Origin of the sequence: Phycicoccus elongatus Lp2 (assembly GCF_000367525.1) — a bacterium.
Classification (GTDB): domain Bacteria; phylum Actinomycetota; class Actinomycetes; order Actinomycetales; family Dermatophilaceae; genus Phycicoccus_A; species Phycicoccus_A elongatus.
Genome location: NZ_HF570956.1, coordinates 1,268,413 through 1,288,337, shown reverse-complemented (window position 1 = coordinate 1,288,337; position 19,925 = coordinate 1,268,413). Strand labels below are relative to the sequence as shown.

Sequence of the window (19,925 nt, the reverse complement as noted above, 5' to 3'; positions counted from 1 at the left end):
CTGCAGGACGAGTTCACCCACACGGAGCATCGCCCGCTCGACCTGGCCGACATGGGCACCCTGGCCTACGACATCACGGAAATACCAGCCGGTGCTCTTCTGCGCGCAGAAGCTCGATGAGCTCGATGACGTCGTCGGCGCCTTCTTCGACACCGTCGACGACGACCTCACGTTCGGGTTGCGCGCGGAGGCTGCTGCTCGTTGACCTCGTCGGCGGGCGTCGCCGTGGCGGCTGCCGCCGGGGCGCCTGCAGCCGTTGCCTCTGCCTCGTCGACGAGGGGCTCGTCGGTGTCCTGCGGATCGGACTCGCGATAGGGCGGGACCGGATCACTGCCCAACTGGGGATAGGGGTCGTGGCCGCGCAGCGAGAGCACGACGACCTTGACCAGCGCCATCGCGGGCACCGACACGAGCGCCCCCATGATCCCCCAGACGGACGAGAAGACGGTCACGCCCAGGATCACCGCCAGCGGGTGGATGTCGACGGCCCTGGACATGAGCAGCGGCTGCAGGACGTTGGACTCGATCTGCTGCACGGCCAGCACGACCCCGATCATGATCAGGGCCGCCACCCATCCGTTGCTGGCGAAGGCGATGAGCACGGCGACGATCCCGGAGAGCACCGCTCCGACGACCGGGATGAAGGCCATCAGGAAGGTCAACACGGCGATCGGCACGACGAGGGGGACGCCGAGCAGCAGGGCTCCCAGGCCGATCCCGACGGCGTCGACGGCTGCCACGATGATCTGCGTGCGCGAGTAGGCCAGGACGGCGACCCATCCGCGACGCATCGAGTCGTGGACCGGCTGCTGGGTGGGGCGGGGCAACAGTCGGAGGAACCACAGCCACAACCGGCGCCCCTGGGCCAAGAAGAAGTAGGTGCTGACCAGGGCGATGACGAAGACGACCCCCACCGTCGAGAGGGCGCTGCCCGCCGACAGCACCCCCCCGGCGAGCGAGGTCCAGTTGCTCTGCAGCCACTCGCGGCCCTGCTCGATCCAGCTCGAGACCTGGTCGCCACTGATCCCGAAGGGCTCGGTCTTGAGCCAGTCCTGGACGCTGTCGAGACCATCGAAGACCCCGTCGACGAGATCCTGAGCGCCGGAGGCGATCTGGGAGCCGGTCAGCCAGAAGACGCCGGCGAGGCCGATGAGGAAGGCGAACATGGTCAGCGTCGCCGCCAAGCCCTGACGCAACCCCAGTCGCCGCAGCCAACTCGTGAGCGGCTGGAGCAGCGCGGTGAGCAGCAGCGCGATGACGATCGCGATGATCACCGACGAGACCGGTGACAGTGCGCGGTTGACCGTGGTCAGGGCCATGCCGGTCACGACGATGATCGCCGAGACGGCACCGGTCACCCAGAGGCCGAAGGGCACTGCTTCCATGACTCGACGGGCCGTCGACGGATCCCCCTGGGTGTGGCCGCTCATGGCGGCAGTCTCTCAGGCGGTCGCGCGGGGCCTCGGGAAGCCGAGCGGGCGGCATACCAATTGGTATGCCGCCCGCCCGGGTGCCGCGATGGAGAGGACCGTCAGTGGTCGACCGCTGGTCCCACACCGTGACCGGTGAGGGAGCGGACCTCCATCTCCGCGTACTTCTGGGCGTTGTGCTCCTTGGAGAGCTTCGACCCGAGCCAGCCGAGGAAGAACGCGAGCGGGATCGAGATCAGGCCCGGGTTGTCGAGCGGGAACCAGTGGAAGTCGATGTCCGGGTTGGTGAACATCGACGGGCTCAGCATCGCCGACGTGCCGTCGGCGAGCTTGGTGGCGACCGCCGGCTTGCCGGAGACGACCGGGCTGAAGATGATCAGGCCGATCGAGGAGATGAGCCCGCCGTAGATCGACCAGAGGGCACCCTTGGTGTTGAAGCCCTTCCAGAACAGGCTGTAGAGGATCGTCGGCAGGTTCGCCGACGCCGCCACCGCGAAGGCCAGGGCCACGAGGAAGGCGATGTTCTGGCTCTTGGCGAGCATGCCGCCGAAGATCGCGACCAGGCCGATGGCGATCGCCGAGTAGCGGGCGACCTTGACCTCCTGGTCCTGGGTGGACTGGCCCCGCTTGAAGACCTCCTTGTAGAGGTCGTGGGCGAAGGTTGCCGAGGCGGTGATCGTCAGGCCGGCGACGACCGCGAGGATGGTCGCGAAGGCGATGCCGGCGACGATGCCGAGCATCCAGGACCCGCCCAGCTCGTAGGCGAGCAGCGGCGCCGCCGAGTTGGCCTTGCCGGGTGCTGCCGAGATCTTGTCCGGGCCGACCAGCGCGCCCGCGCCGAAGCCGATGACGAGGGTGAGCAGGTAGAAGCCACCGATGAGCCAGATGGCCCACTCGACCGACTTGCGGGCCTGCTTGCTCGTGGGCACGGTGTAGAAGCGCTGCAGCACGTGGGGGAGGCCGGCGGTGCCGAGCACGAGCGCGAGGGCGAGCGAGATGAAGTCGATCTTCGAGGTCGTCGTCACGCCGTACTTCACGCCGTAGTGGGTGAGCTTGTCGGCGCCGGCCACGGTCTTGGCGTTGGCCGAGCCCTTGGCGGTCTCGATCGCGCCGTCGAAGAGGCCGCTGAGGCTGAAGCCGTACTTGCCGAGCACCCACACGGTCATGACGAAGGCCGCCGTGATGAGCAGCACCGCCTTGATGATCTGGACCCAGGTCGTGCCCTTCATGCCACCGATGAGGACGTAGGTCACCATGACGACGCCGACCACGGCGATGACGAGGTTCTGGGCCATCTCGCCCGAGACGCCGAGGAGGAGGGACACCAGGCCACCGGCGCCGGCCATCTGCGCGAGCAGGTAGAACAGCGAGACGCAGAGCACCGAGACCGACACCGCGATGCGGATCGGGCGCTGCTTGAGGCGGTAGGCGAGGACGTCGGCCATCGTGAAGCGGCCGGTGTTGCGCATGAGCTCGGCGACGAGCAGGAGCGCGACGAGCCAGGCGACGAGGAAGCCGATCGAGTAGAGGAAGCCGTCCATGCCCTGGAGGGCGATGGCGCCGGCGATGCCGAGGAAGGACGCCGCCGACAGGTAGTCACCGGCGATGGCGATGCCGTTCTGGCGACCGGAGAAGGCGCCACCGGCGGTGTAGTACTGCTCGGCCGTCTTCTTGCCGCCGGCGACCTTGATGACGACGGTCAGGGTGACGAGCACGAAGATGACGAAGATCGAGATGTTGAGCGTGGGGTTGCCGACGGTCGTGGCCGCGGCGAGCGAGGTCAGGCCGGCCATGTCAGTGCTCCCTCTGTCCGTCGAGCGTGGCGCCCACGGCGTCGGCGGCCGGGTCGAGGTCGCGGTTGGCCCATCGCGCATAGATGAATGTGATCGCGAACGTCGTCACGAACTGGAGCAGTCCGAAGACCAGGCCGATCGTGATCTTGCCGAAGAGGGCCTTGTTCATGAAGTCCGAGGCGAAGATCGACAGCAGGACGTAGAGGAAATACCAGGCGAGGAAGAACGCGGTCATCGGGAAGACGAAGCCGCGGAACTTCTTGCGCAGGGCCTGGAACTCCGGCGTGGCCTGGACGGCCATGTACTGGTCGTCGGCCTCGGCGGGGGCGTGATTGCTCACTGAGGGTCACCTCCGAAGAAATCCGAGCAGGCACCGTTGCCCGACTCGGGGGCCAGCATGCTTGAGGAGGTATGCCGCGCGCACCGGTTGCGCGCCGGCCGTCGCCGGGCGGGTGGACCGAAACGGTCTGTGGGCGCCGTCACACCGCCGAACGGCGCGCGTCGCGCGCCGAGCGGTGTCTTCTGGCCGCCGCTTCCGCGGCATACGCAAGGATGGGTGTCGTGCGCGCACTGCGGAAGGTCGCCCCAGGTCCCGGTCTCGAACTCGTCGACATTCCCGAGCCCGTGTGCGGTGAGAAGGACGTCAAGATCCGGGTCCTGCGCGCCGGACTCTGTGGCACCGACCTCCACTTGTACGACTACGACGACTGGGCGGCGTCGGCGATGCAGGTGCCGCAGACGCTGGGGCACGAGTTCTTCGGCGAGGTCGTCGAGGTGGGTGTGGACGTCGAGCACGTCAGCGTCGGGGACCGAGTGTCGGGGGAGGGCCATGTCGTCTGCGGGCACTGTCGCAACTGCCGGGCCGGCCGCAAGCACATGTGCATCCACACGATCGGCGTCGGGGTCAACCGTGACGGGGCCTTCGCCGACTACGTCGTCATCCCCGCGACCAACGCGTGGGTGCAGCCGGGCGAGCTCGACCCGGACCTCGGCGTCCTTTTCGACCCGCTCGGCAATGCCGTCCACACGGCGCTGCAGTGGCCCGTCGTCGGCGAGGACGTCGTCGTCACCGGCGCCGGGCCGATCGGGGTGATGGCGACCGCAGTCGTCCGGCACGCGGGGGCCCGTCGGATCTGCGTCACCGACCTGTCGGAGGCCCGTCTGGAGCTCGCCCGGGCCGCCGGGGCGGACCGTGTCGTCAATGTCGGCACCGGGGGTTCGCTCGCGCAGGCGCAGGACGATCTGGGCATGGTCGAGGGCTTCGACGTCGGCCTGGAGATGTCCGGCTCACCGGCGGCGACGCGCGAGTTGATCGCGAACATGAACCACGGCGGCCGGATCGCGATGCTGGGGCTACCCAAGGACCCCTACGAGATCGACTGGGGCCCGGTCATCACCCACATGATCACGATCCGCGGGATCTATGGCCGGGAGATGTTCGAGACGTGGTACCTCATGGGGGCCATGCTCTCCAGCTCGCCAGACCTGGGTCGGGCCGTCACCTCCGTCATCACCGGCCGGTATGCCGCGCAGGACTGGGAGGCGGCCTTCGCCGACACCCGCTCCGGTCACGGCGGCAAGGTCATCCTCGATTGGAGTTGAGCGCAATGCCCCGCAGTCTGCTGAAGACCATGGTGTCCCGCGTGATGGCGGGTGGGTTGACGCTCGGCCTGCTCGCCGGTTGCTCCGCCTCGGGCAGACCCGAGGCAGCGTCCCCGACGCCGAAGGCGTCCTCGGCGTCACCCAGTGCCACGGCATCCGCGTCGGTGTCCGCGCCGTCACCGAGCGTGTCCTCGGGCGTCGACGCCTGCCAATTGCTCGACAAGGCGACGATCACCGCGCTCATGGGTGGCACCTACACGAAGTTCAACCAGGTGGAGAAGGTCGGACTCCCCGGCTGCGAATGGTCCAATGACGGGTCGGTGCTCAGTGTGACGTCGGTGCCCGCCGATCAGTGGGCGGCGTCGATGCCCTCGACGGTGGCGATGACGAGGATCGCGGCCAAGGGCAACCAGGAGGTCCTGGACCGCCTCGACCGCACGGATGCCCTCTTCACCGGCACGATGACCGCGGATCAGGCCTGCGCGGCGTTCTCGACGATGATCCAGTGGCAGGGCCTGGCCGCCGACGAATGGCGCATCGTCAACTACGCACCCGACCTCGACAACCCGACCCTGGTGGTCGCCTCCGGATGCCGTGGACAGCGCTATTCGACGGTGCAGTTGGCCAAGCCCGTGGTGGCCAAGAGTGAGGACCAGACCAAGGCCATGTTCGACGCCCTCGACGCCGCGGACGCCGCCGGCCGGGGCTGACGCGCGCCCACGGCATACGCTGACCGCGGTCGTCACCACCGATGGAGGTATGCCGTGTACGGAGCAGTGCGGGAGCAACTCGCCCAGACCCTGCGGGAGATCGAGGAGGCCGGGCTCTACAAGCGCGAGCGCCAGATCACGACCCCGCAATCGGCTCACATCGGCACCTCGCGAGGCGACGCCCTGAACTTCTGCGCCAACAACTACCTGGGGTTCGCCGACCACCCGGACGTCGTCGCGGCCTCCAAGGCGGCGCTCGACGAGTGGGGTTTCGGGATGGCCTCGGTGCGCTTCATCTGCGGCACCCAGACCCAGCACGACCGGCTCGAGCGCGCCCTCAGTGAGTTCCTCGGGATGGAGGCGACGATCCTCTACTCCTCGTGCTTCGACGCCAACGGCGGCGTCTTCGAGGTGCTCTTTGGCGAGGGTGACGCGATCATCAGCGACGAACTCAACCACGCCTCGATCATCGACGGGGTCCGCCTGTCCAAGGCGGCCAGATATCGCTACAAGAACGCCGACATGGCGGACCTGCGCGGGCAACTGGAGGCAGCGCGGGGCGCGGGTGCCCACCGGGTCGTCGTCGTGACCGACGGCGTGTTCTCGATGGACGGCTCCTTTGCCCCCTTGGACCAGATCTGCGATCTCGCCGACGAGTTCGAGGCGATGGTGCTGGTCGACGACAGTCACGCCGTCGGCTTCGTCGGCGCCGGTGGGCGCGGCACGCCGGAACTCTTCGGTGTCACGGACCGTGTCGACATCATCACCGGCACCCTCGGCAAGGCCCTCGGGGGCGCGTCCGGTGGCTACGTGAGTGCCCATCAGGAGATCGTCGACCTGTTGCGTCAACGCTCCAGGCCCTACCTCTTCTCGAACTCGGTGGCGCCGGCCGTCGTGGCCGGATCGCTGAAGGCTCTCGAGTTGGTGTCGACGTCTTCGCAGGCTCGGGAGACGTTGCAGCGCAACGCATCCCTCTTCCGCACGCTGATGTCCGAAGCGGGCTTCGACCTGCTCCCGGGCAGCCATCCGATCATCCCCGTCATGTTCCCCGGCGAGGGTGGTGCCCGCACCGCCGCCGCGGTCGCCGACCACATGCTGGTCGACTCGGGGGTGTACGTCATTGCCTTCAGCTTCCCCGTGGTGCCCAAGGGGAGGGCGCGAATTCGTGTCCAGCTCAGTGCCGCCCATTCCGAGGATGATGTCCGCCAGTGCGTCGATGCCTTCGTGTCGGCGCGGGCTGTCGTGGCCTGAGCCTCAGTCGTCGGGTCGTGACCGCGACACGTCGACACCCTCGGGCGTGTGCAACCGGACGAGCAGGCGAGTCGTGCCGGGCGGGACGGACGCCGGCGTCGAGAGGGACACGACGACGGTCACCAAGGTGGCGAGGGGGACCGACCACGCGGCTGGTTGGGAGAGCAGAGCTCCGGTCCACCCGGGCCATCCGTCGACCGGCCGAAGCGCGATCGACGCAAAGATCGCCGCGGTGGCCGCGACGGCACCGGTGAGCAGACCGGCGATCGCCCCGATGGTGGAGAGCGCCCGCCACCACACGCCGAGGATGAGCAGCGGTGCGAAGGTGGAGGCAGCGACGGCGAAGGCGAGTCCCACCATCGTCGCCAGGCCGATTGGCTCGACCAGCCGGCTGACGACATAGGGCACCGCCACCGCGGCGAGGGCTGCGAGGCGGAAACCGACCGGCATACCCGCGTCGCCGCCGGAGAGGCGGGCCACCCAGGGGCGCATGAGGGACTGGTCGAGGACGCCCGCCACTGACATGGCCACGCCCGAGGCCGTCGACAACAGGGCCGCGAAGGCCCCCGCGGCGAGCACCGCCGTGAGCAGGTCGCCACCCAGGCCGCCGACGACGACGCCGGGCAGGCGCAGGACGATCGAGTCCGAGCGCACCCCCTCGGGCATGGTCGGCAGGTGCACGCGGCCGAGAACCCCGTAAATGGGGGGCAGGAGGTAGAAGAGGCCGAGCAACAGCAGGACATTGACGGTGGTGCGACGCGCGGCGTTGCCATCCGGATTGGTGTAGTAGCGAACGAGGACGTGCGGCAGGCCCATCGTGCCCAGGCTCAGCGCGATGAGGGTCGAGTAGACCCGGTAGGTCGGGTGGTCACCCTCGGCGCGCGGCGTGAGGGCCACCTCCCACGACGTGCTGGGGACATCGGGGGCGGGGTGACCGGCACGGACCCAGAGAACGATGAGCACGAAGGCCGGCACGGCCAAGGCGGTCAACTTGATCCAGTACTGCACTGCCTGGACGAAGGTGATGGACCGCATGCCGCCGGCCCCCACCGCGAGGATGACGACGATGGCGACGACGGTGCCGCCGACCCAGCCCGGCACGTCGGCGACGATCTGGAGCACGAGCGAGGCGCCCTGGAGTTGGGGGACAAGGTAGATCCATCCGATGGCCACGACGAGGGTCGAGGCCACCAGTCGCACCCGCCCCGACTGCAGGCGGGCCTCGGCAAAGTCGGGGACGGTGTAGGCACCGGACCGGCGCATCGGGGCGGCGACCATGACGAGCAGCACGAGGTAACCGGTGGTGTAGCCGACCGGCAGCCACAGCTGATCGACCCCGAAGTCGTAGATGAGGCCCGCGACACCGAGAAAGCTTGCTGCGCTCAGGTATTCGCCCCCGATCGCACTGGCGTTCATGCGTGGGGAGACCGATCGCCCCGCAACATAGAAGTCGCTCGTCGCCCTCGACAGTCGCAGCCCCAACGCCCCGAAGACGATGGTGAGCAGGCACACGGCACCGACCGCGACAAGGGACAGGGACGAGGTCACCGGCCACTCAGCACGTCACGGAACTGGCGTTCCACGCGAGCCGACTGCGCGGCATACCACCGGGCGAGGAGCCACATCGTGGGGTAGAAGGCGATGGCGAGCACCAGCCAGGGGAAGGGGACGCCGATCACGGTCAGGCTGCGCGTGGTCGGGAAGACGATCAACAGCACGGGGAGGCCGCCGAGCCCGACGACGAGGAGGATGAGGACGAGCACGGACAGGCGGAACTGTGCGCGCATGAGGCCTTCGAGATAGACATCGCCGACACCGGTCTGCTCGTCCAGCTCCGCGGCGACCGGGCGCCAGGACGCCCGCTGGGAGACCCGTCGGGAGCGCGTCACGCGCACCCGCTTCGGGGTCGAGGAGGGCTGGCTCACGACGGGGTCACGGCCGCCCCTGGCGGCGCAGGACCAGATCGCGCAGGGCCTTGGTGTGCCGGCGGCTGACCTGGAGCTCGGTGGTGCCGACGACGACACTGCACCGCCCGTGGTCCATCCGGACTTCGCTGACATGCGGGAGCGCGACGAGGGTGCTGCGGTGGATGCGCACGAATCCGTGCTCGCCCCACTGCTCCTCGAGGGTGGACAGCGGGATCCGCACCAGGTGGCTGCCGTTCTCGGTGTGCAGTCGGGCGTAGTCCCCCTGGGCCTGCGCATAGCGGATCTGGCGGCGGGTGATGAACCGTGTGACGCCCCCCAACTCGACCGGGATGGTCTCGTCCTGAGCGTCTGTCTCGGTCCCGCCGGGTTCCTCGCAGCGGGTGAGAACCTTGCGGACGGCTTCCCGAAGCCGGTCCTGGCGCACTGGCTTCATGACGTAGTCGGTGGCGTCGAGGGCGAAGGCATCCACTGCGTGCTGGTCATGCGCGGTGACGAAGACGATCTGGGGTTGGGTCGAGAACTTGGCGACGACGCGGGCCAGGGCCATGCCGTCCAGGCCCGGCATCGAGATGTCGCTGAAGATCACGTCGACGTCCCGACCCTCCAGGACGGTCAGGGCCTGGGTGCCGCTGGAGGCGGCGATGACCTCGGCCACCCGCTCGTCCTGGTCGAGCAGCCAAGCGAGCTCGGACAGGGCTGGCCGCTCGTCATCGACGACGAGCGCAGTCAACCCCGGACCGGTCACGGCGGCAGCCTACCGAGAGGCATAGTCGTCATCGGAGATGCCGGGCGAGAACTTGGGGACCACGAAGCTCACCTTGGTGCCGGCCCCGGGCGCCGTCTCGATGGTCAGGCCCGAGGCGTCACCGAAGACCTGGCGGAGCCGCGCGTCCACATTGCCGAGACCGACCGAGTCCGAGCCGTCGGTTGCGTCGAGAATCCGGCGAACCCGATCCGGTTCGGTGCCGACTCCGTCGTCCTCGACCACGATCTCGGCCAGGTGGCCGAGGTCGCTGGCGAGGATGGTCACATGGCCGATCCCTTCCTTGGCCGCCAGTCCGTGCCTGACCGCGTTCTCCACGAGGGGTTGAACCGCCAAGTAGGGCACCTTGACCGACAGCACCTCGGGCGCGATGAGCAGGCTGACCTGGAGTCGCTCGCCGAAGCGGGCCTGCTCCAGGACCAGGTAGCGCTCGACGTTGCGAAGTTCCTCCTGGAGGGTCGTGAAGTTTCCGCCGCGACGCAGCGCGTAGCGCGTGAAGTCGGCGAACTCGAGCAGCAGATCACGGGCCCGATCCGGGTCGGTGCGCACGAAGGACGCGATCGCCGCGAGCGCGTTGTAGATGAAGTGCGGGCTGATCTGGGCTCGCAGGGCTCGCAGTTCCGCCTCCATGAGACGGGGACGGTCCCGGCTGCTCTGCGCGAGTTCGAGTTGGGCCGACACCCAGGCGGCGACCTCCTCGGTCGCCCGCACCAGCCCGGGGGAGGCACTGTCGGTGTATGCCGCGAGGCTCCCGATGACGTCGTCGCCGAGGACCAGCGGGACGAAGACGGCCGAGCGCAGCTCACACTCGGGGTCGCTGCAGTTGACCTCGCGGTGGTCCGCCGCCGACGTCCGACCCGCCCCCGTGAGAGCGCCGTTGACGGCCATCGTGAGCGGGCGATGCAGGGTCTCGCCCGGTCCGGTCCAGGACAGCACGTCCACCCGGTCGGTGATGGCCAGGGCGCGAGCGCCGAGCAGGGCGAGCAGGTGCTTTCCGGCCTTGTCACCGGCCTCCGACGACAGACCGGTCGACAGGTGTCGGGCGGCGAGCGAGGCACGGTGCAGCGTCGAATAGGTCGCCTGGTCGACGGGGGAGATGAAGCCCCGACGACGCAGCCTGCGCTGCAGCCAGAGAGCCAGCCAGAGCAGCAACATCCCGCCGGCGACGACGATCGCGGTGGGGACGTCGAAGCTGCGCACCCTCGCAGCCTAGAGTCAGGCGGGTGAGTGAGCTCTCGGATGTCCTCGCCCTCTCCGACCCGGCCGACGGGGTGACCAGAGGTCACCTGACGCCGGGCTGGTTGATCGGCGGCGCCATCAACGGCGGCATCCTGATGGCGCTCGGGGCCAAGGCGATGGCGCAGGCCGTGTCGGCCGGCGGTGGCCAGCGCGATGTCGTGGCCTTCAGCGCCTACTTCCTCTCGGCGAGCGAGCCCGGCCCGGTCGAGCTTCGGCCGGACGTGCTCCGAGTCGGTCGCAACTTCTCGACCGCCCAGGTGTCGGTGCTGCAGGACGTGGCCGGCTCCCCGGTCGAGCGGGTCCGGATGTTGGGCACGGTGGCCGACCTGGCCGCGACCTCCGAGCCCGTCCACCGGCAACAGCCACCACCGTCGATGCCACCGCCTGATGAGTGCATCCCCACCTCGATGGCACCCAAGGAACTCGTGGGGTCGATCGCCATCCTCCAACGCCTCGACATCCGGATCGACCCGGCGACGGCCGGCTTCGGGATGGGCGCACCGAGCGGAGAGGGGGAGCTGCGCGGCTGGTTGCGGACCGTTGACGACCACGTCCCGGATGCCGCGATGCTGCCCTTCGTGCTCGACGCCTTCCCGCCGGTCTCCTTCGACCTGGGCGCCATGGGGTGGGCCCCGACGATCGAGTTCTCGGGCCACGTGCGCGCGGTGCCGGCGCCGGGCTGGCTGCAGATCCGGCTCACGACCACCAATGTCAGCGGTGGCCTGCTCGAGGAGGACTGCGTGGTGTGGGACAGCACGGGCCGGGTTGTTGCCCAGTCGCGCCAACTTGCCGGGGTGCGGATGCCGTCCGCCCCGCCGGCGTGAGCCCGGCTCAGGGGTCCGTGCCGGACGCGGTCCGGGCAGCGGGCGAGATCGCCACCTGGCCTGCCGTGGCGGCCGCGGTCGACGAGGCACGGCAGGCCTGCACCGCCCTTCGCTGGCACCAGGCGCTGCGTCGCCGCATCCCGGAGGCCGCGGCCGAGTCACGGGTCCGTGGCGCGGCGGCCTCGATGGAACTCGAGGGTGCTCGGCTCCCTGTCGACGTCGTGCGGGACCTGATGCGCGGGGCGGTGGGATGGCACGACCCCCTCGATCCGGTCGAGCGTGTCGCCAAGGGCACCATCGCCGCGACGGCGGCGACGGAATCGTTCACCGCGGCCACCGCTCCCCTCCAGGTCCTGGCGCGGCTGCACCTGCTCGCCGCCGCCGAACTCGTGCCGGCCGACGAGCTGGGTCGCCCCCGCAATGACGACGAGGACTGCCGTGAACTCCTTGAGGTGTCACCGGCACCCGCAGCGGACGAGGCCAGGATGCGCCTGCGAGGTGTCGTGGCCCTGATGAGCGCCCTCGACGTCGTCCCGGTGCCGGTCGCGGCGGCGCTCGCCCATGCCGAGCTGGTTCACTCCCGTCCCTTCACGCGGGCGAACGGCACGGTGGCCAGGGCCGTCGAGCGATACATCGTGCGCGCCGGTGGACTCGACCCCACCGGGGTGGCGGTCACCGAGGCCGGGCACGGGGAAGCTGGCGGCGCGGCATACCTGGGGGCGCTCAGCGGTTACGCCCGTGGCGACCGGGACGGGGTGACTCTCTGGATGACCCAGGCGATCGGTGCCCTGACCCGGGCGGCACGCGAAGGTGAGCGCGTCGCGGACGCCGTGCTCGCCGGGAAACTGGGGGATTCCGATGGCTGAGCGCCAGTTGAGCGCGAAATGCGCTGCGGTTCACGAGTTTGGCTTTACTGCTTGCGCGCAGGCGATGGCTCCGATGTACTGAACCCATCGCTCCCCCCTCGGGTTGCAGCGAGGGCGGTCCGGATTCTTCCCCCCGGAGTTCGGCACGCCCCGACGGCCTCGGTCCCCCCACCGGGGCCGTCGCCCGTGTCCGGGGGTTTTCATCCACAGGCCCGTTCGGGCGAGGTGTGTCGTCCACAGGCCGCGACTCCTGGTCTGGCGGGACCCACGGCGTGCGGTCACGGTGGAGGCATGTCCTCCCCCCTCGTCGTCACCGGTGCATCCGGTGGGCTCGGCTCCTCGACCCTGGCCGCCGCACTCGCGGGCGCCTGGTCCAAGCGGGCACCCCTGCTCGTCGATCTCGACCTCACCGGCGGTGGGATCGACGTGACGTGCGGCATCGACCACGTCGAAGGGCTCCGCTGGCCCGATCTCGGTGCCGTGCGCGGTGTGGTCGACCCCGATCTGCTCGTGCGGTCCCTGCCGGCATCGCGAGGGTGCGCCGTGCTCTCTGCCGGTGCCTCTCGCGTCGAGCCGGCTCTGGGCCCGCCGCCGCGGGAAGCGATCGATGACGTGTTGGAGACCGTCGCCCGCGCCTCGACGCCCCTCATCGTGGACCTCCCGCGCTGGCAGTACTGGCCGCCTGACCTCGACCTCCACACGTGGATCCTGCTGACCGGAACCCGCACCCGAGAGCTCGCCGACCTGGACGCCCTGCTGCATCAGATCGACGGCCGTCGACTGTCGGGACGTCAGGCCGTCGTCGTCACGACCGGGCCAGAGCCGGATCGAGCACTCATCGAGGCGATCGAGGACCATGTGGGCCTGACCCACATCGGGCACGTCCCACGCCAGCCGGCCTTGGTCAACGCGATGGAGCGGGGTCGTTGGCCGGGCAGTCGGCCGATTGCCGGCCTGCTGGACAATCTGCAGCGACGTGGCCGACCGAGTGCCGCATGACGACCCCCTCGCCGCTCTGGTCCGCTGCCCGTCGCGCGGCCGTGGAGGCCGGCCGGTCACCCAGCGCCGAGGTCATCAGCGATGTCGTCGGCACCTCCGCCCTCCGCCTGGGTCGAGACGGCGTCGACCTCGAGGGCGCCCGACTCACGCGTGACCTGCTCGGCTTCGGTGACCTGACGGCCGCCCTCTCCGACCCGACCGTGACCGATGTCCTCGTCAACGGTGACGGTCGGGTCTGGATGGATCGCGGGCAGGGGATGGAACTGGCCGGCGTCAGGATGGCGCAGGGGGAGTTGCGACCATTGGCGGTCCGATTGGCGGGGCTCGGTGGACGCCGCCTCGACGATGCCCAGCCATGGGCCGACGTCGACCTGCCCGGCGGCATACGCCTGCACGCCGTGTTGCCCCCCTTGGTGCGGGGTGGCGCCCATGTGAGTCTGCGCATCCCGCGGGTGGCGCCGGCCGGGGTCGACGATCTCGTCCGGCTGGGCATGGTCGATGAGGCGATGGCCGCGATTCTCGTGGCCATGGTGGCCAGCCAGTGCTCCTTCCTCGTGTGTGGCGGCACCGGGACGGGCAAGACCACCCTGCTCGGCGGGCTGATCGCCCTCTGCCCGACCAACGAGCGAGTCGTGCTCGTCGAGGATGTCGCCGAGTTGCGTCCATCGCATGGTCACGTGGTGCATCTCCAGGGCCGCCCGGCGAATGTCGAGGGACACGGCCTGGTCACCATGACCGACCTGGTCCGGCAGGCCTTGCGGATGCGGCCGGACCGGCTGGTCGTGGGGGAGGTTCGCGGAGCGGAGGTCCGTGAGCTCCTTGCCGCACTCAATGTCGGGCACGCCGGCGCTGGCACGGTCCACGCAAACGGTGTGGCGGCGCTCCCGGCTCGCCTGCAGGCCCTGGGCGCGCTGGCCGGACTGTCCCGGGAAGCCGTCGACGGCCAGGTCGTGACCGGGCTCGACGTCGTGCTCACCATGGGTCGTGACGGCCCGACCCGGCGCGTCATCGACCTCGGTGTCGTGGGGTCCGAGGATGCGCGCGTGGTGGTTCGGTCGGCCGTATCGAGCCCCCACCCGGGGACGTTGGGGCGGGGGCCGGGCTGGGATCGGCTGGTGGAGGTCACGGGGTTGGAGAGCCCGCCGTGACGGTCATGGTCCTTGTGTCACTCCTCCTGCTCGCCGTCGCCGCTTGGCCGGCCGCGGGACCGCTTCCGTCTCTCCTGCGACGTGGGGGCCGTCGTTCACGGGCGACGGAGCCCCGGTCGTCGCGGTGGTCCCTGACGAGCAGGCGAGGGATGTCGGCTGGTGCGTCCGCGGAGGCAGCAGACGTCCTGGCCATCGCCCTCGAGGCCGGTCTGGACGTCCGGGCGGCGATCGAGCTCGCGGGCTCTGATTCCGAACTGCACCTTCCTCCGCTCGTCGTGCGCGCCGTGGAACTCAGCATGGAGACGGGAGCTCCGGTCGCGCCTGCGGCGCGGGCCGCCGCGGACGCCATCCGTGACCGGTCGGTGCACGCTGAGCGCTCCGCGAGCCAGGTCGCTGCTGCCCGCGCGTCGATGCACCTGCTGACCGGGTTGCCGCTGGGCGGTCCCCTGCTCTGCCTGCTCCTCGGCGTCCCGGTCTCCGCTGCCTATGGCACCGCCATGGCGCAACTGGCGCTCGCGGCCGGGCTGGTCCTCACCGCGCTCGGGTGGTTCTGTGCGCGTGCGCTCATCGACCGAGCCTCCCGGCCGCCCACGGTCCAGCGCCCACGCACGACCCGTGGCTCGATGCCGTGAGTGGGCCGGAGTGGGTCGTGGTCGTCGGCGTGGTGCTGATCGCCGCGGCGATCGCGACGTGGCCCAGTGAAAGCCGTGTGCCCGCCAGCGCGCGCTCCGCCGACAGGGCAGCACGCTCGCACGGTGGTCACAGCCCAGATGAGACGAGCACGGTGCCCGATCTTGCTGATGCGCTTGTACTCGTGGCGATCCTCCTGCGCTCGGGTCCCGACCTGACCACGGCGATGGCACGCGTCGCCACGGTGTCCACCGGTCAGGTGCGCGCCGACCTGGAGACCATCGTGGCGGCGCACCGGTGGGGCCTGCCGATGGAGTCGGTGTGGCCGGCACTGGACCCCGCTTGGCGACCGGTGGCATTGGCCCTGACCGCCGCGGAAAAGTCAGGTGCAGCGCCGTCCGGGTTGCTCCTCTCAGTGGCCACACGGATGGCCCAGGCGAGCGGCGAGGGTGTCGCGGGCAGGGTTCAGCGTGCCGGCGTACTGCTGGCGCTGCCGCTCGGGCTGCTCTTCCTCCCCGGCTTCCTGGGCACCACCGTCGTCCCCTTGGCACTGCACGTGCTGGGCGCCTGGCAGCCGTGAGTCCACAGGTCATCGGCCACCAGGTGTGTCGTCCACAGGTCTGCCCACCAGTCCTTGGCCGAAGCCCTGCCCAGGGCGTTGGCTGATCGTCGAAGGCCCTGACCCAAGGGCTGCACCCGAGAGGAGTTTTGCTGTGACACAACGAATTCGAACCTTCTGGCGCGCCATGCGGAAGGCGCCCGAGGCAGGCATGACGACGGCGGAGTATGCCGTGGGCACGGCGGCGGCCGTGGCCTTCGCGGCGTTGCTGCTCGCGGTCGTCCGGTCCGATGCGGTGCGGGCTGCGCTCACGTCGATCATCACCAACGCGCTCGCGTCAGGGCAGTGATCCGAGCCCGCCACGTATCGGGCGAGGGCGGGATGGTGACGGCCGAGGCGGCGGTCACCATCCCGGCCCTGGTGCTGGTGCTGGCGCTCTGCTTGGGGGCAGTCCAGAGCGCCGTCGACCGGGTCAGGTGCGTCGATGGGGTTCGGGCCGGGGCTCGGGCGGCGGCGCGCGGTGACCTGCCGTCGGCGGTGCATGCTGCGATCGCCGCCCGGTCACCCGCGGGCGCACGGATCGGTGTGCAGATCGGCGCGAGCAGCGCGCGGGTCACGGTCGCCACCACCGCCCGTGCTCCGTGGTCCGCCCTGGGTGTCGAGGGCTGCCGCGAGCGGGCAGAACTCACCCTCGAGTCCGCAGACCCGCCGTGATCGTCAACCTCAGATCTCTCGATCGGGCCACTGACGAGGCTCGTGCCGCGGGCACCCAAAAGGAGCAAGGGGCGGCCACGGTCATCGTGGCCGGCCTGACCGCGGGACTGGTGGTGGTGACCGCGTTGTGTTGTGGCATCGCCGGCATCCTGGCCACCGATCGGCGAGCTGACACCGCGGCTGATCTGGCCGTGCTGGCCGGCGCGGCGGCACAGTGGCGCGGTGTCGATCCGTGCTCGGCGGCGGCAGAAACGGCGCGGCGGTTGGAGGCCAGCGTCGATCGCTGTCGGGTCCTGGGTGACGACTCGGTGCAGGTGGATGTCAGCCTGCCGGTGGAGGCGGCCGGGCTTGCCCTCGTCGGGCGGGTGCACGCGCGCGCGCGAGCGGGCGCGGTGGCATCCGATCCCGAGGCCAACTGACCACCCCTTGCGTCCGCGTGATCCGTGCTCATGACGACGGATCACGCGGACGCAAGCAGGGTCAGCGGACGCAAGCGGAGGGGCGGAGGGTCAGCGGTCGCCGAGTTTGCGCTCGGCCACCTCCGCGCGCTTGCGGGCGGTCTCGGTGGCCAGGTGCTGCTCGGCCACGCGCTCGTCGGACTGCTGACGCAGGCTGGCCGTCTCGGCCTCGTGGCGACGACGCTCCTCCGCCAGTTCGCGCTCCCGGGTGGCGAAGTCGTCCTGCAACTGGCGCTCGCGCGCCGCCCGCTCCTCCTCGGCGACTCGGGCCTGTTCCTTGGCGCGCGCCCGACGCTTGGACGAGCGTCGGATGCCCGAGCGCAACAGCGCCCACCCCAGCCAGAAGATCGAGATCGTCAACGCTCCCGCGATCAACAGGGCCAGTGGTGGCAGACCCAGGGTGCCGCCCAGGATGTCGATGTCCGTGGTGTCCGTGATCTGCTGGGTGCCGATGAAGAGCAGCGTCCCCACGGCCGCGGCCAGCAAGATCAGCAGGAGTCCGATGAGGATCATGGGTGGTCCTTTCACGAGACCCGGTCGCGTCAGCGACGGTGAGCCATCGGCGTGCCCGACGTCTCTGGTCAGGCTAGTGCGGTTCGGGGCCGCTGCGGGGGCTGACCGGCCGTCCGAGAAGATCGAGCACAGCCGCAAGGGCCGAGATCGCCGCGGCCTTGTCCAGGGGCTCGTTGCCGTTGCCGCATTTGGGGGACTGCACGCAGGCCGGGCACCCGGCCACGCACCGGCATTCGCTCACCGCTGCATGGGTCGCGGCGATCCAGTCACCGAAGCGCGCGTGACCCTGCTCGGCGAAACCGGCACCGCCGGGATGCCCGTCGTAGACCAACACCGTCGGCAGCCCGGTGGCCGGATGGCGATCGGTGGACACGCCACCGACGTCCCAACGGTCCGACGTGGCGACCAGTGGGAGCAGACCGATGGCGGCGTGCTCGGCGGCGTGCAGCGCGCCGGGGACAGCCGCCTCGTCGATGCCCCGATATGCCAGCGCCGCCGGGGTCAGGGTCCACCAGACCCCCCGGGTCACAAGGCTCCGTTCGGGCAGGTCCAGGTCGTGCTGACCGATGACCTCACCACCGGGCAGGCGCCGCAGGAAGCCGGTGACCTGCGTCGTCACCCGCACCGTGCCGAAGTGGACCCCCAAGGCGCCGAGGGAGGCGCTGCGTTCGGCTCCCAGCAGTTGAAAGTCGCTGTGCGACTGGGCATGTGTGGTCCACCCCGGGTCTCCGGGCATCACGGTGGCGGTCGCTGTCTCGAGGTCCAACTCCGTCACCACATGGGTGCGTCCCTGATGCACGTGCACGGCCCCGGTGTGCACCTGGGTGTGGGCCGCGGACGCATCGATGGTGCCCAGGATGCGTCCGGTGTGGCGCTCGGCAATGGCCACGACGGCGTCCGTGCCACGCAAGGACAGGTGGTCGGCCGGGCGATCATCCCGAGCCCAGTACCACCCGTCCGGACGGCGCCGCAGGATCCCTCCGGCGACCAGGGAGTCGACGCACGCACGCGCGGTCGGCCCGAACATCTCGAGGTCCGGTGGGGTCAGTGGTAGCTCGGCGGCGGCGGCGGCGAGATGGGGTGCGAGGACATGGCGATTCGACGGATCGAGGACCGTGGCCTCGACTGGAGCCCCGAAGATCGCCTCGGGGTGGCCGAGGAGGAAGGAATCGAGCGGGTCGTCAGCGGCGACGAAGACGGCGAGTGCAGGTTGCCCCGAACGGCCGGCGCGGCCGGCCTGCTGCCACAGGCTTGCGCGTCGACCCGGCCAGCCGGCGATGAGAACGGCATCGAGGCCGCTGATGTCGACGCCCAGCTCGAGAGCGTTGGTCGCGGCAAGCCCCATCAGGGCGCCTGTGCGCAGGTCTCGCTCGAGGGCCCGGCGCTCCTCGGGAAGATACCCCCCTCGGTATGCCGCGACGCTCGCCTCCAGGTGGGGCGCCCGGTCGGCGAGGAGGCCTCGGGCCCGACTGGCGAGCGCTTCGACACCGGCTCTGCTGCGGGCGAAGGCGACCACCTGGGTGTCCCGGGCGACCAGGGCAGCGAGCAGGTCGGCAGCCTCGGTGGTCGCCGACCGGCGTCGGTCCTCGAGCATGGCCGGTTCCCAGAGGGCAAAGGTGACCGGGCCGCGCGGTGAACCGTCGACGGTGACCGGGGCCACCGGCATACCGATCAATCGGGAGGCGTGCTCCGCGGGATCGGAGACGGTCGCCGAGGCGAGCACGAAGGTCGGGTGCGCGCCATACCGCGCGGCGATCCGGCGCAGTCGGCGAAGGACGGCCGCGACGTGGGAGCCGAAAACGCCGCGATACGTATGGCATTCGTCGACGACGACCATCGTCAGGGCGCGGAAGAAGGCCCGCCAGTGCGCGTGCCCCGGCAACACCGAGTGGTGCAGTGAGTCCGGGTTGGTGAGGACGACGTGGGCGTGGTCGCGGATCCACCGACGTTCCTCGGTCGGGGTGTCACCGTCGTGGGTCGCGACACGCACGCCGGGGACGGCCCAGGACTCCACCCGGGCGCGCTGGTCAGCGGCCAGCGCCTTGGTCGGGGACAGGTAGAGGACGGTCGCCCCCCGACCGGTCGGTGCGTCGAGCCCCTCGAGCACGGCACTCAGGCCGGGGACGAGGTATCCGAGGGACTTGCCACTCGCCGTGCCGGTGGAGAGCACCACGTGGTGGCCGGACCGGGCCAGGTCCATCGCCTCGCGTTGGTGTGACCACGGTGCAGCCAGACCTTCGCCGAGCAGCGTGGCGAGCAGGGCCGGGTGCACCCAGTGCGGCCAGGAGGAGGTGTGCGCGACCCGCGCCGGGAGGGATTCGACGTGCCGGACGGCGGGCTGGGCGGTCAGCCAGTCGGCGGCCGTCGGGAGGTCCTTCGCAGGCAGCACCTGACCTGCCATTTCTGCAGGTGGATGGGCATTTCCCGACATGGACGCTACGGTAATCGCGACATGTGACACGGCTCGGTCGATCCCGGGCCGGCAAATGAGGAGTTCA

The 19,925-nt window shown here is 70.2% G+C and carries 21 protein-coding genes; 12 read left to right on the top strand and 9 right to left on the bottom strand.

What is annotated here, in order from left to right:
• Nucleotides 1–167: 167 nt before the first annotated feature.
• The 3 genes from BN10_RS06110 to BN10_RS06100 all read right to left on the bottom strand — a co-directional run bounded on the left by BN10_RS06110 (nt 168) and on the right by BN10_RS06100 (nt 3,524).
• On the bottom strand, nt 168–1,430 hold the full coding sequence (locus tag BN10_RS06110) for an AI-2E family transporter (RefSeq protein WP_010850320.1): 1,263 nt from the start codon (nt 1,428–1,430) through the stop codon (nt 168–170).
• 101 nt (nt 1,431–1,531) lie between these two features.
• Nucleotides 1,532–3,223, bottom strand: a complete 1,692-nt coding sequence (locus tag BN10_RS06105) for a solute symporter family protein (protein WP_010850319.1) — start codon at nt 3,221–3,223, stop codon at nt 1,532–1,534.
• Nucleotide 3,224: 1 nt separating this feature from the next.
• Nucleotides 3,225–3,524 carry a DUF485 domain-containing protein gene (locus tag BN10_RS06100; protein WP_156917335.1) on the bottom strand — a complete coding sequence of 100 codons (300 nt, stop codon included), beginning with the start codon at nt 3,522–3,524 and terminating at the stop codon, nt 3,225–3,227.
• 260 nt (nt 3,525–3,784) lie between these two features.
• Between BN10_RS06100 and tdh the strand changes: the two genes are divergently transcribed.
• The 3 genes from tdh to BN10_RS06080 are packed head-to-tail and all read left to right on the top strand — an operon-like array spanning nt 3,785 to nt 6,786.
• A complete protein-coding gene (gene tdh / locus BN10_RS06095) occupies nt 3,785–4,825 on the top strand; it encodes an L-threonine 3-dehydrogenase (RefSeq protein ID WP_010850317.1) in 1,041 nt (346 codons plus the stop codon).
• Between the two features lie 5 nt (nt 4,826–4,830).
• A complete protein-coding gene (locus BN10_RS06085) occupies nt 4,831–5,535 on the top strand; it encodes a DUF3558 family protein (RefSeq protein ID WP_010850315.1) in 705 nt (234 codons plus the stop codon).
• Nucleotides 5,536–5,589: 54 nt separating this feature from the next.
• Entirely contained in the window at nt 5,590–6,786 is a 1,197-nt protein-coding gene (locus tag BN10_RS06080) for a glycine C-acetyltransferase (RefSeq protein ID WP_010850314.1), read from the top strand.
• A gap of 3 nt (nt 6,787–6,789) precedes the next feature.
• Here the strand turns inward: BN10_RS06080 and BN10_RS06075 are convergent, their stop codons facing one another.
• Genes BN10_RS06075 through BN10_RS06060 form a run of 4 tightly spaced genes read right to left on the bottom strand, consistent with a single transcriptional unit; the run spans nt 6,790 to nt 10,677 of the window.
• Nucleotides 6,790–8,334, bottom strand: a complete 1,545-nt coding sequence (locus BN10_RS06075; RefSeq protein WP_010850313.1) for a sodium/solute symporter — start codon at nt 8,332–8,334, stop codon at nt 6,790–6,792.
• A complete protein-coding gene (locus BN10_RS06070) occupies nt 8,331–8,675 on the bottom strand; it encodes a hypothetical protein (RefSeq protein ID WP_156917155.1) in 345 nt (114 codons plus the stop codon). Before BN10_RS06070 ends, BN10_RS06075 begins: the two co-directional genes overlap by 4 nt.
• A gap of 43 nt (nt 8,676–8,718) precedes the next feature.
• A complete protein-coding gene (locus tag BN10_RS06065; protein ID WP_010850311.1) occupies nt 8,719–9,459 on the bottom strand; it encodes a LytR/AlgR family response regulator transcription factor in 741 nt (246 codons plus the stop codon).
• Between the two features lie 9 nt (nt 9,460–9,468).
• Nucleotides 9,469–10,677: a sensor histidine kinase gene (locus BN10_RS06060; RefSeq protein ID WP_010850310.1), complete on the bottom strand. Its 1,209-nt coding sequence runs from the start codon at nt 10,675–10,677 to the stop codon at nt 9,469–9,471.
• Nucleotides 10,678–10,700: 23 nt separating this feature from the next.
• Between BN10_RS06060 and BN10_RS06055 the strand changes: the two genes are divergently transcribed.
• The 9 genes from BN10_RS06055 to BN10_RS15620 all read left to right on the top strand — a co-directional run bounded on the left by BN10_RS06055 (nt 10,701) and on the right by BN10_RS15620 (nt 16,875).
• A complete protein-coding gene (locus BN10_RS06055) occupies nt 10,701–11,540 on the top strand; it encodes an acyl-CoA thioesterase (protein WP_010850309.1) in 840 nt (279 codons plus the stop codon).
• The gene (locus BN10_RS06050; RefSeq protein ID WP_010850308.1) at nt 11,537–12,406 is read left to right on the top strand and encodes a Fic family protein; all 870 of its coding nucleotides are present in this window, start codon (nt 11,537–11,539) and stop codon (nt 12,404–12,406) included. Before BN10_RS06055 ends, BN10_RS06050 begins: the two co-directional genes overlap by 4 nt.
• A gap of 291 nt (nt 12,407–12,697) precedes the next feature.
• Entirely contained in the window at nt 12,698–13,405 is a 708-nt protein-coding gene (locus tag BN10_RS15635; RefSeq protein WP_010850307.1) for a hypothetical protein, read from the top strand.
• A complete protein-coding gene (locus BN10_RS06040) occupies nt 13,402–14,553 on the top strand; it encodes a TadA family conjugal transfer-associated ATPase (protein WP_010850306.1) in 1,152 nt (383 codons plus the stop codon). Before BN10_RS15635 ends, BN10_RS06040 begins: the two co-directional genes overlap by 4 nt.
• Before the next feature lie 149 nt (nt 14,554–14,702).
• Entirely contained in the window at nt 14,703–15,185 is a 483-nt protein-coding gene (locus tag BN10_RS06035) for a hypothetical protein (protein ID WP_040750987.1), read from the top strand.
• Nucleotides 15,182–15,763 (top strand): type II secretion system F family protein, encoded by a 582-nt coding sequence (locus tag BN10_RS15630; protein WP_010850304.1) that lies wholly within the window; start codon nt 15,182–15,184, stop codon nt 15,761–15,763. Before BN10_RS06035 ends, BN10_RS15630 begins: the two co-directional genes overlap by 4 nt.
• 133 nt (nt 15,764–15,896) lie before the next feature.
• Nucleotides 15,897–16,091, top strand: a complete 195-nt coding sequence (locus tag BN10_RS16240) for a DUF4244 domain-containing protein (RefSeq protein WP_040750984.1) — start codon at nt 15,897–15,899, stop codon at nt 16,089–16,091.
• Nucleotides 16,088–16,456: a TadE family type IV pilus minor pilin gene (locus BN10_RS15625; RefSeq protein WP_156917154.1), complete on the top strand. Its 369-nt coding sequence runs from the start codon at nt 16,088–16,090 to the stop codon at nt 16,454–16,456. The genes BN10_RS16240 and BN10_RS15625 overlap by 4 nt, the downstream gene beginning before the upstream one ends.
• Nucleotides 16,453–16,875, top strand: a complete 423-nt coding sequence (locus BN10_RS15620) for an Rv3654c family TadE-like protein (protein ID WP_010850302.1) — start codon at nt 16,453–16,455, stop codon at nt 16,873–16,875. Before BN10_RS15625 ends, BN10_RS15620 begins: the two co-directional genes overlap by 4 nt.
• Before the next feature lie 90 nt (nt 16,876–16,965).
• Here the strand turns inward: BN10_RS15620 and BN10_RS06010 are convergent, their stop codons facing one another.
• The gene (locus BN10_RS06010) at nt 16,966–17,427 is read right to left on the bottom strand and encodes a hypothetical protein (RefSeq protein ID WP_010850301.1); all 462 of its coding nucleotides are present in this window, start codon (nt 17,425–17,427) and stop codon (nt 16,966–16,968) included.
• Between the two features lie 73 nt (nt 17,428–17,500).
• On the bottom strand, nt 17,501–19,858 hold the full coding sequence (locus BN10_RS06005; RefSeq protein ID WP_156917153.1) for a DEAD/DEAH box helicase: 2,358 nt from the start codon (nt 19,856–19,858) through the stop codon (nt 17,501–17,503).
• Nucleotides 19,859–19,925: the final 67 nt, after the last annotated feature.

Bases quoted from the DNA above. Each gene is read 5' to 3' on its own strand.
- BN10_RS06005 (WP_156917153.1), bottom strand. From the start codon at position 19,858: ATGTCGGGAAATGCCCATCCACCTGCAGAAATGGCAGGTCAGGTGCTG.
- BN10_RS06040 (WP_010850306.1), top strand. From the start codon at position 13,402: ATGACGACCCCCTCGCCGCTCTGGTCCGCTGCCCGTCGCGCGGCCGTG.
- BN10_RS06105 (WP_010850319.1), bottom strand. From the start codon at position 3,223: ATGGCCGGCCTGACCTCGCTCGCCGCGGCCACGACCGTCGGCAACCCC.
- BN10_RS06085 (WP_010850315.1), top strand. From the start codon at position 4,831: ATGCCCCGCAGTCTGCTGAAGACCATGGTGTCCCGCGTGATGGCGGGT.
- BN10_RS06110 (WP_010850320.1), bottom strand. From the start codon at position 1,430: ATGAGCGGCCACACCCAGGGGGATCCGTCGACGGCCCGTCGAGTCATG.
- BN10_RS06035 (WP_040750987.1), top strand. From the start codon at position 14,703: ATGTCGGCTGGTGCGTCCGCGGAGGCAGCAGACGTCCTGGCCATCGCC.
- BN10_RS06010 (WP_010850301.1), bottom strand. From the start codon at position 17,427: ATGATCCTCATCGGACTCCTGCTGATCTTGCTGGCCGCGGCCGTGGGG.
- BN10_RS15635 (WP_010850307.1), top strand. From the start codon at position 12,698: ATGTCCTCCCCCCTCGTCGTCACCGGTGCATCCGGTGGGCTCGGCTCC.
- BN10_RS06100 (WP_156917335.1), bottom strand. From the start codon at position 3,524: ATGGCCGTCCAGGCCACGCCGGAGTTCCAGGCCCTGCGCAAGAAGTTC.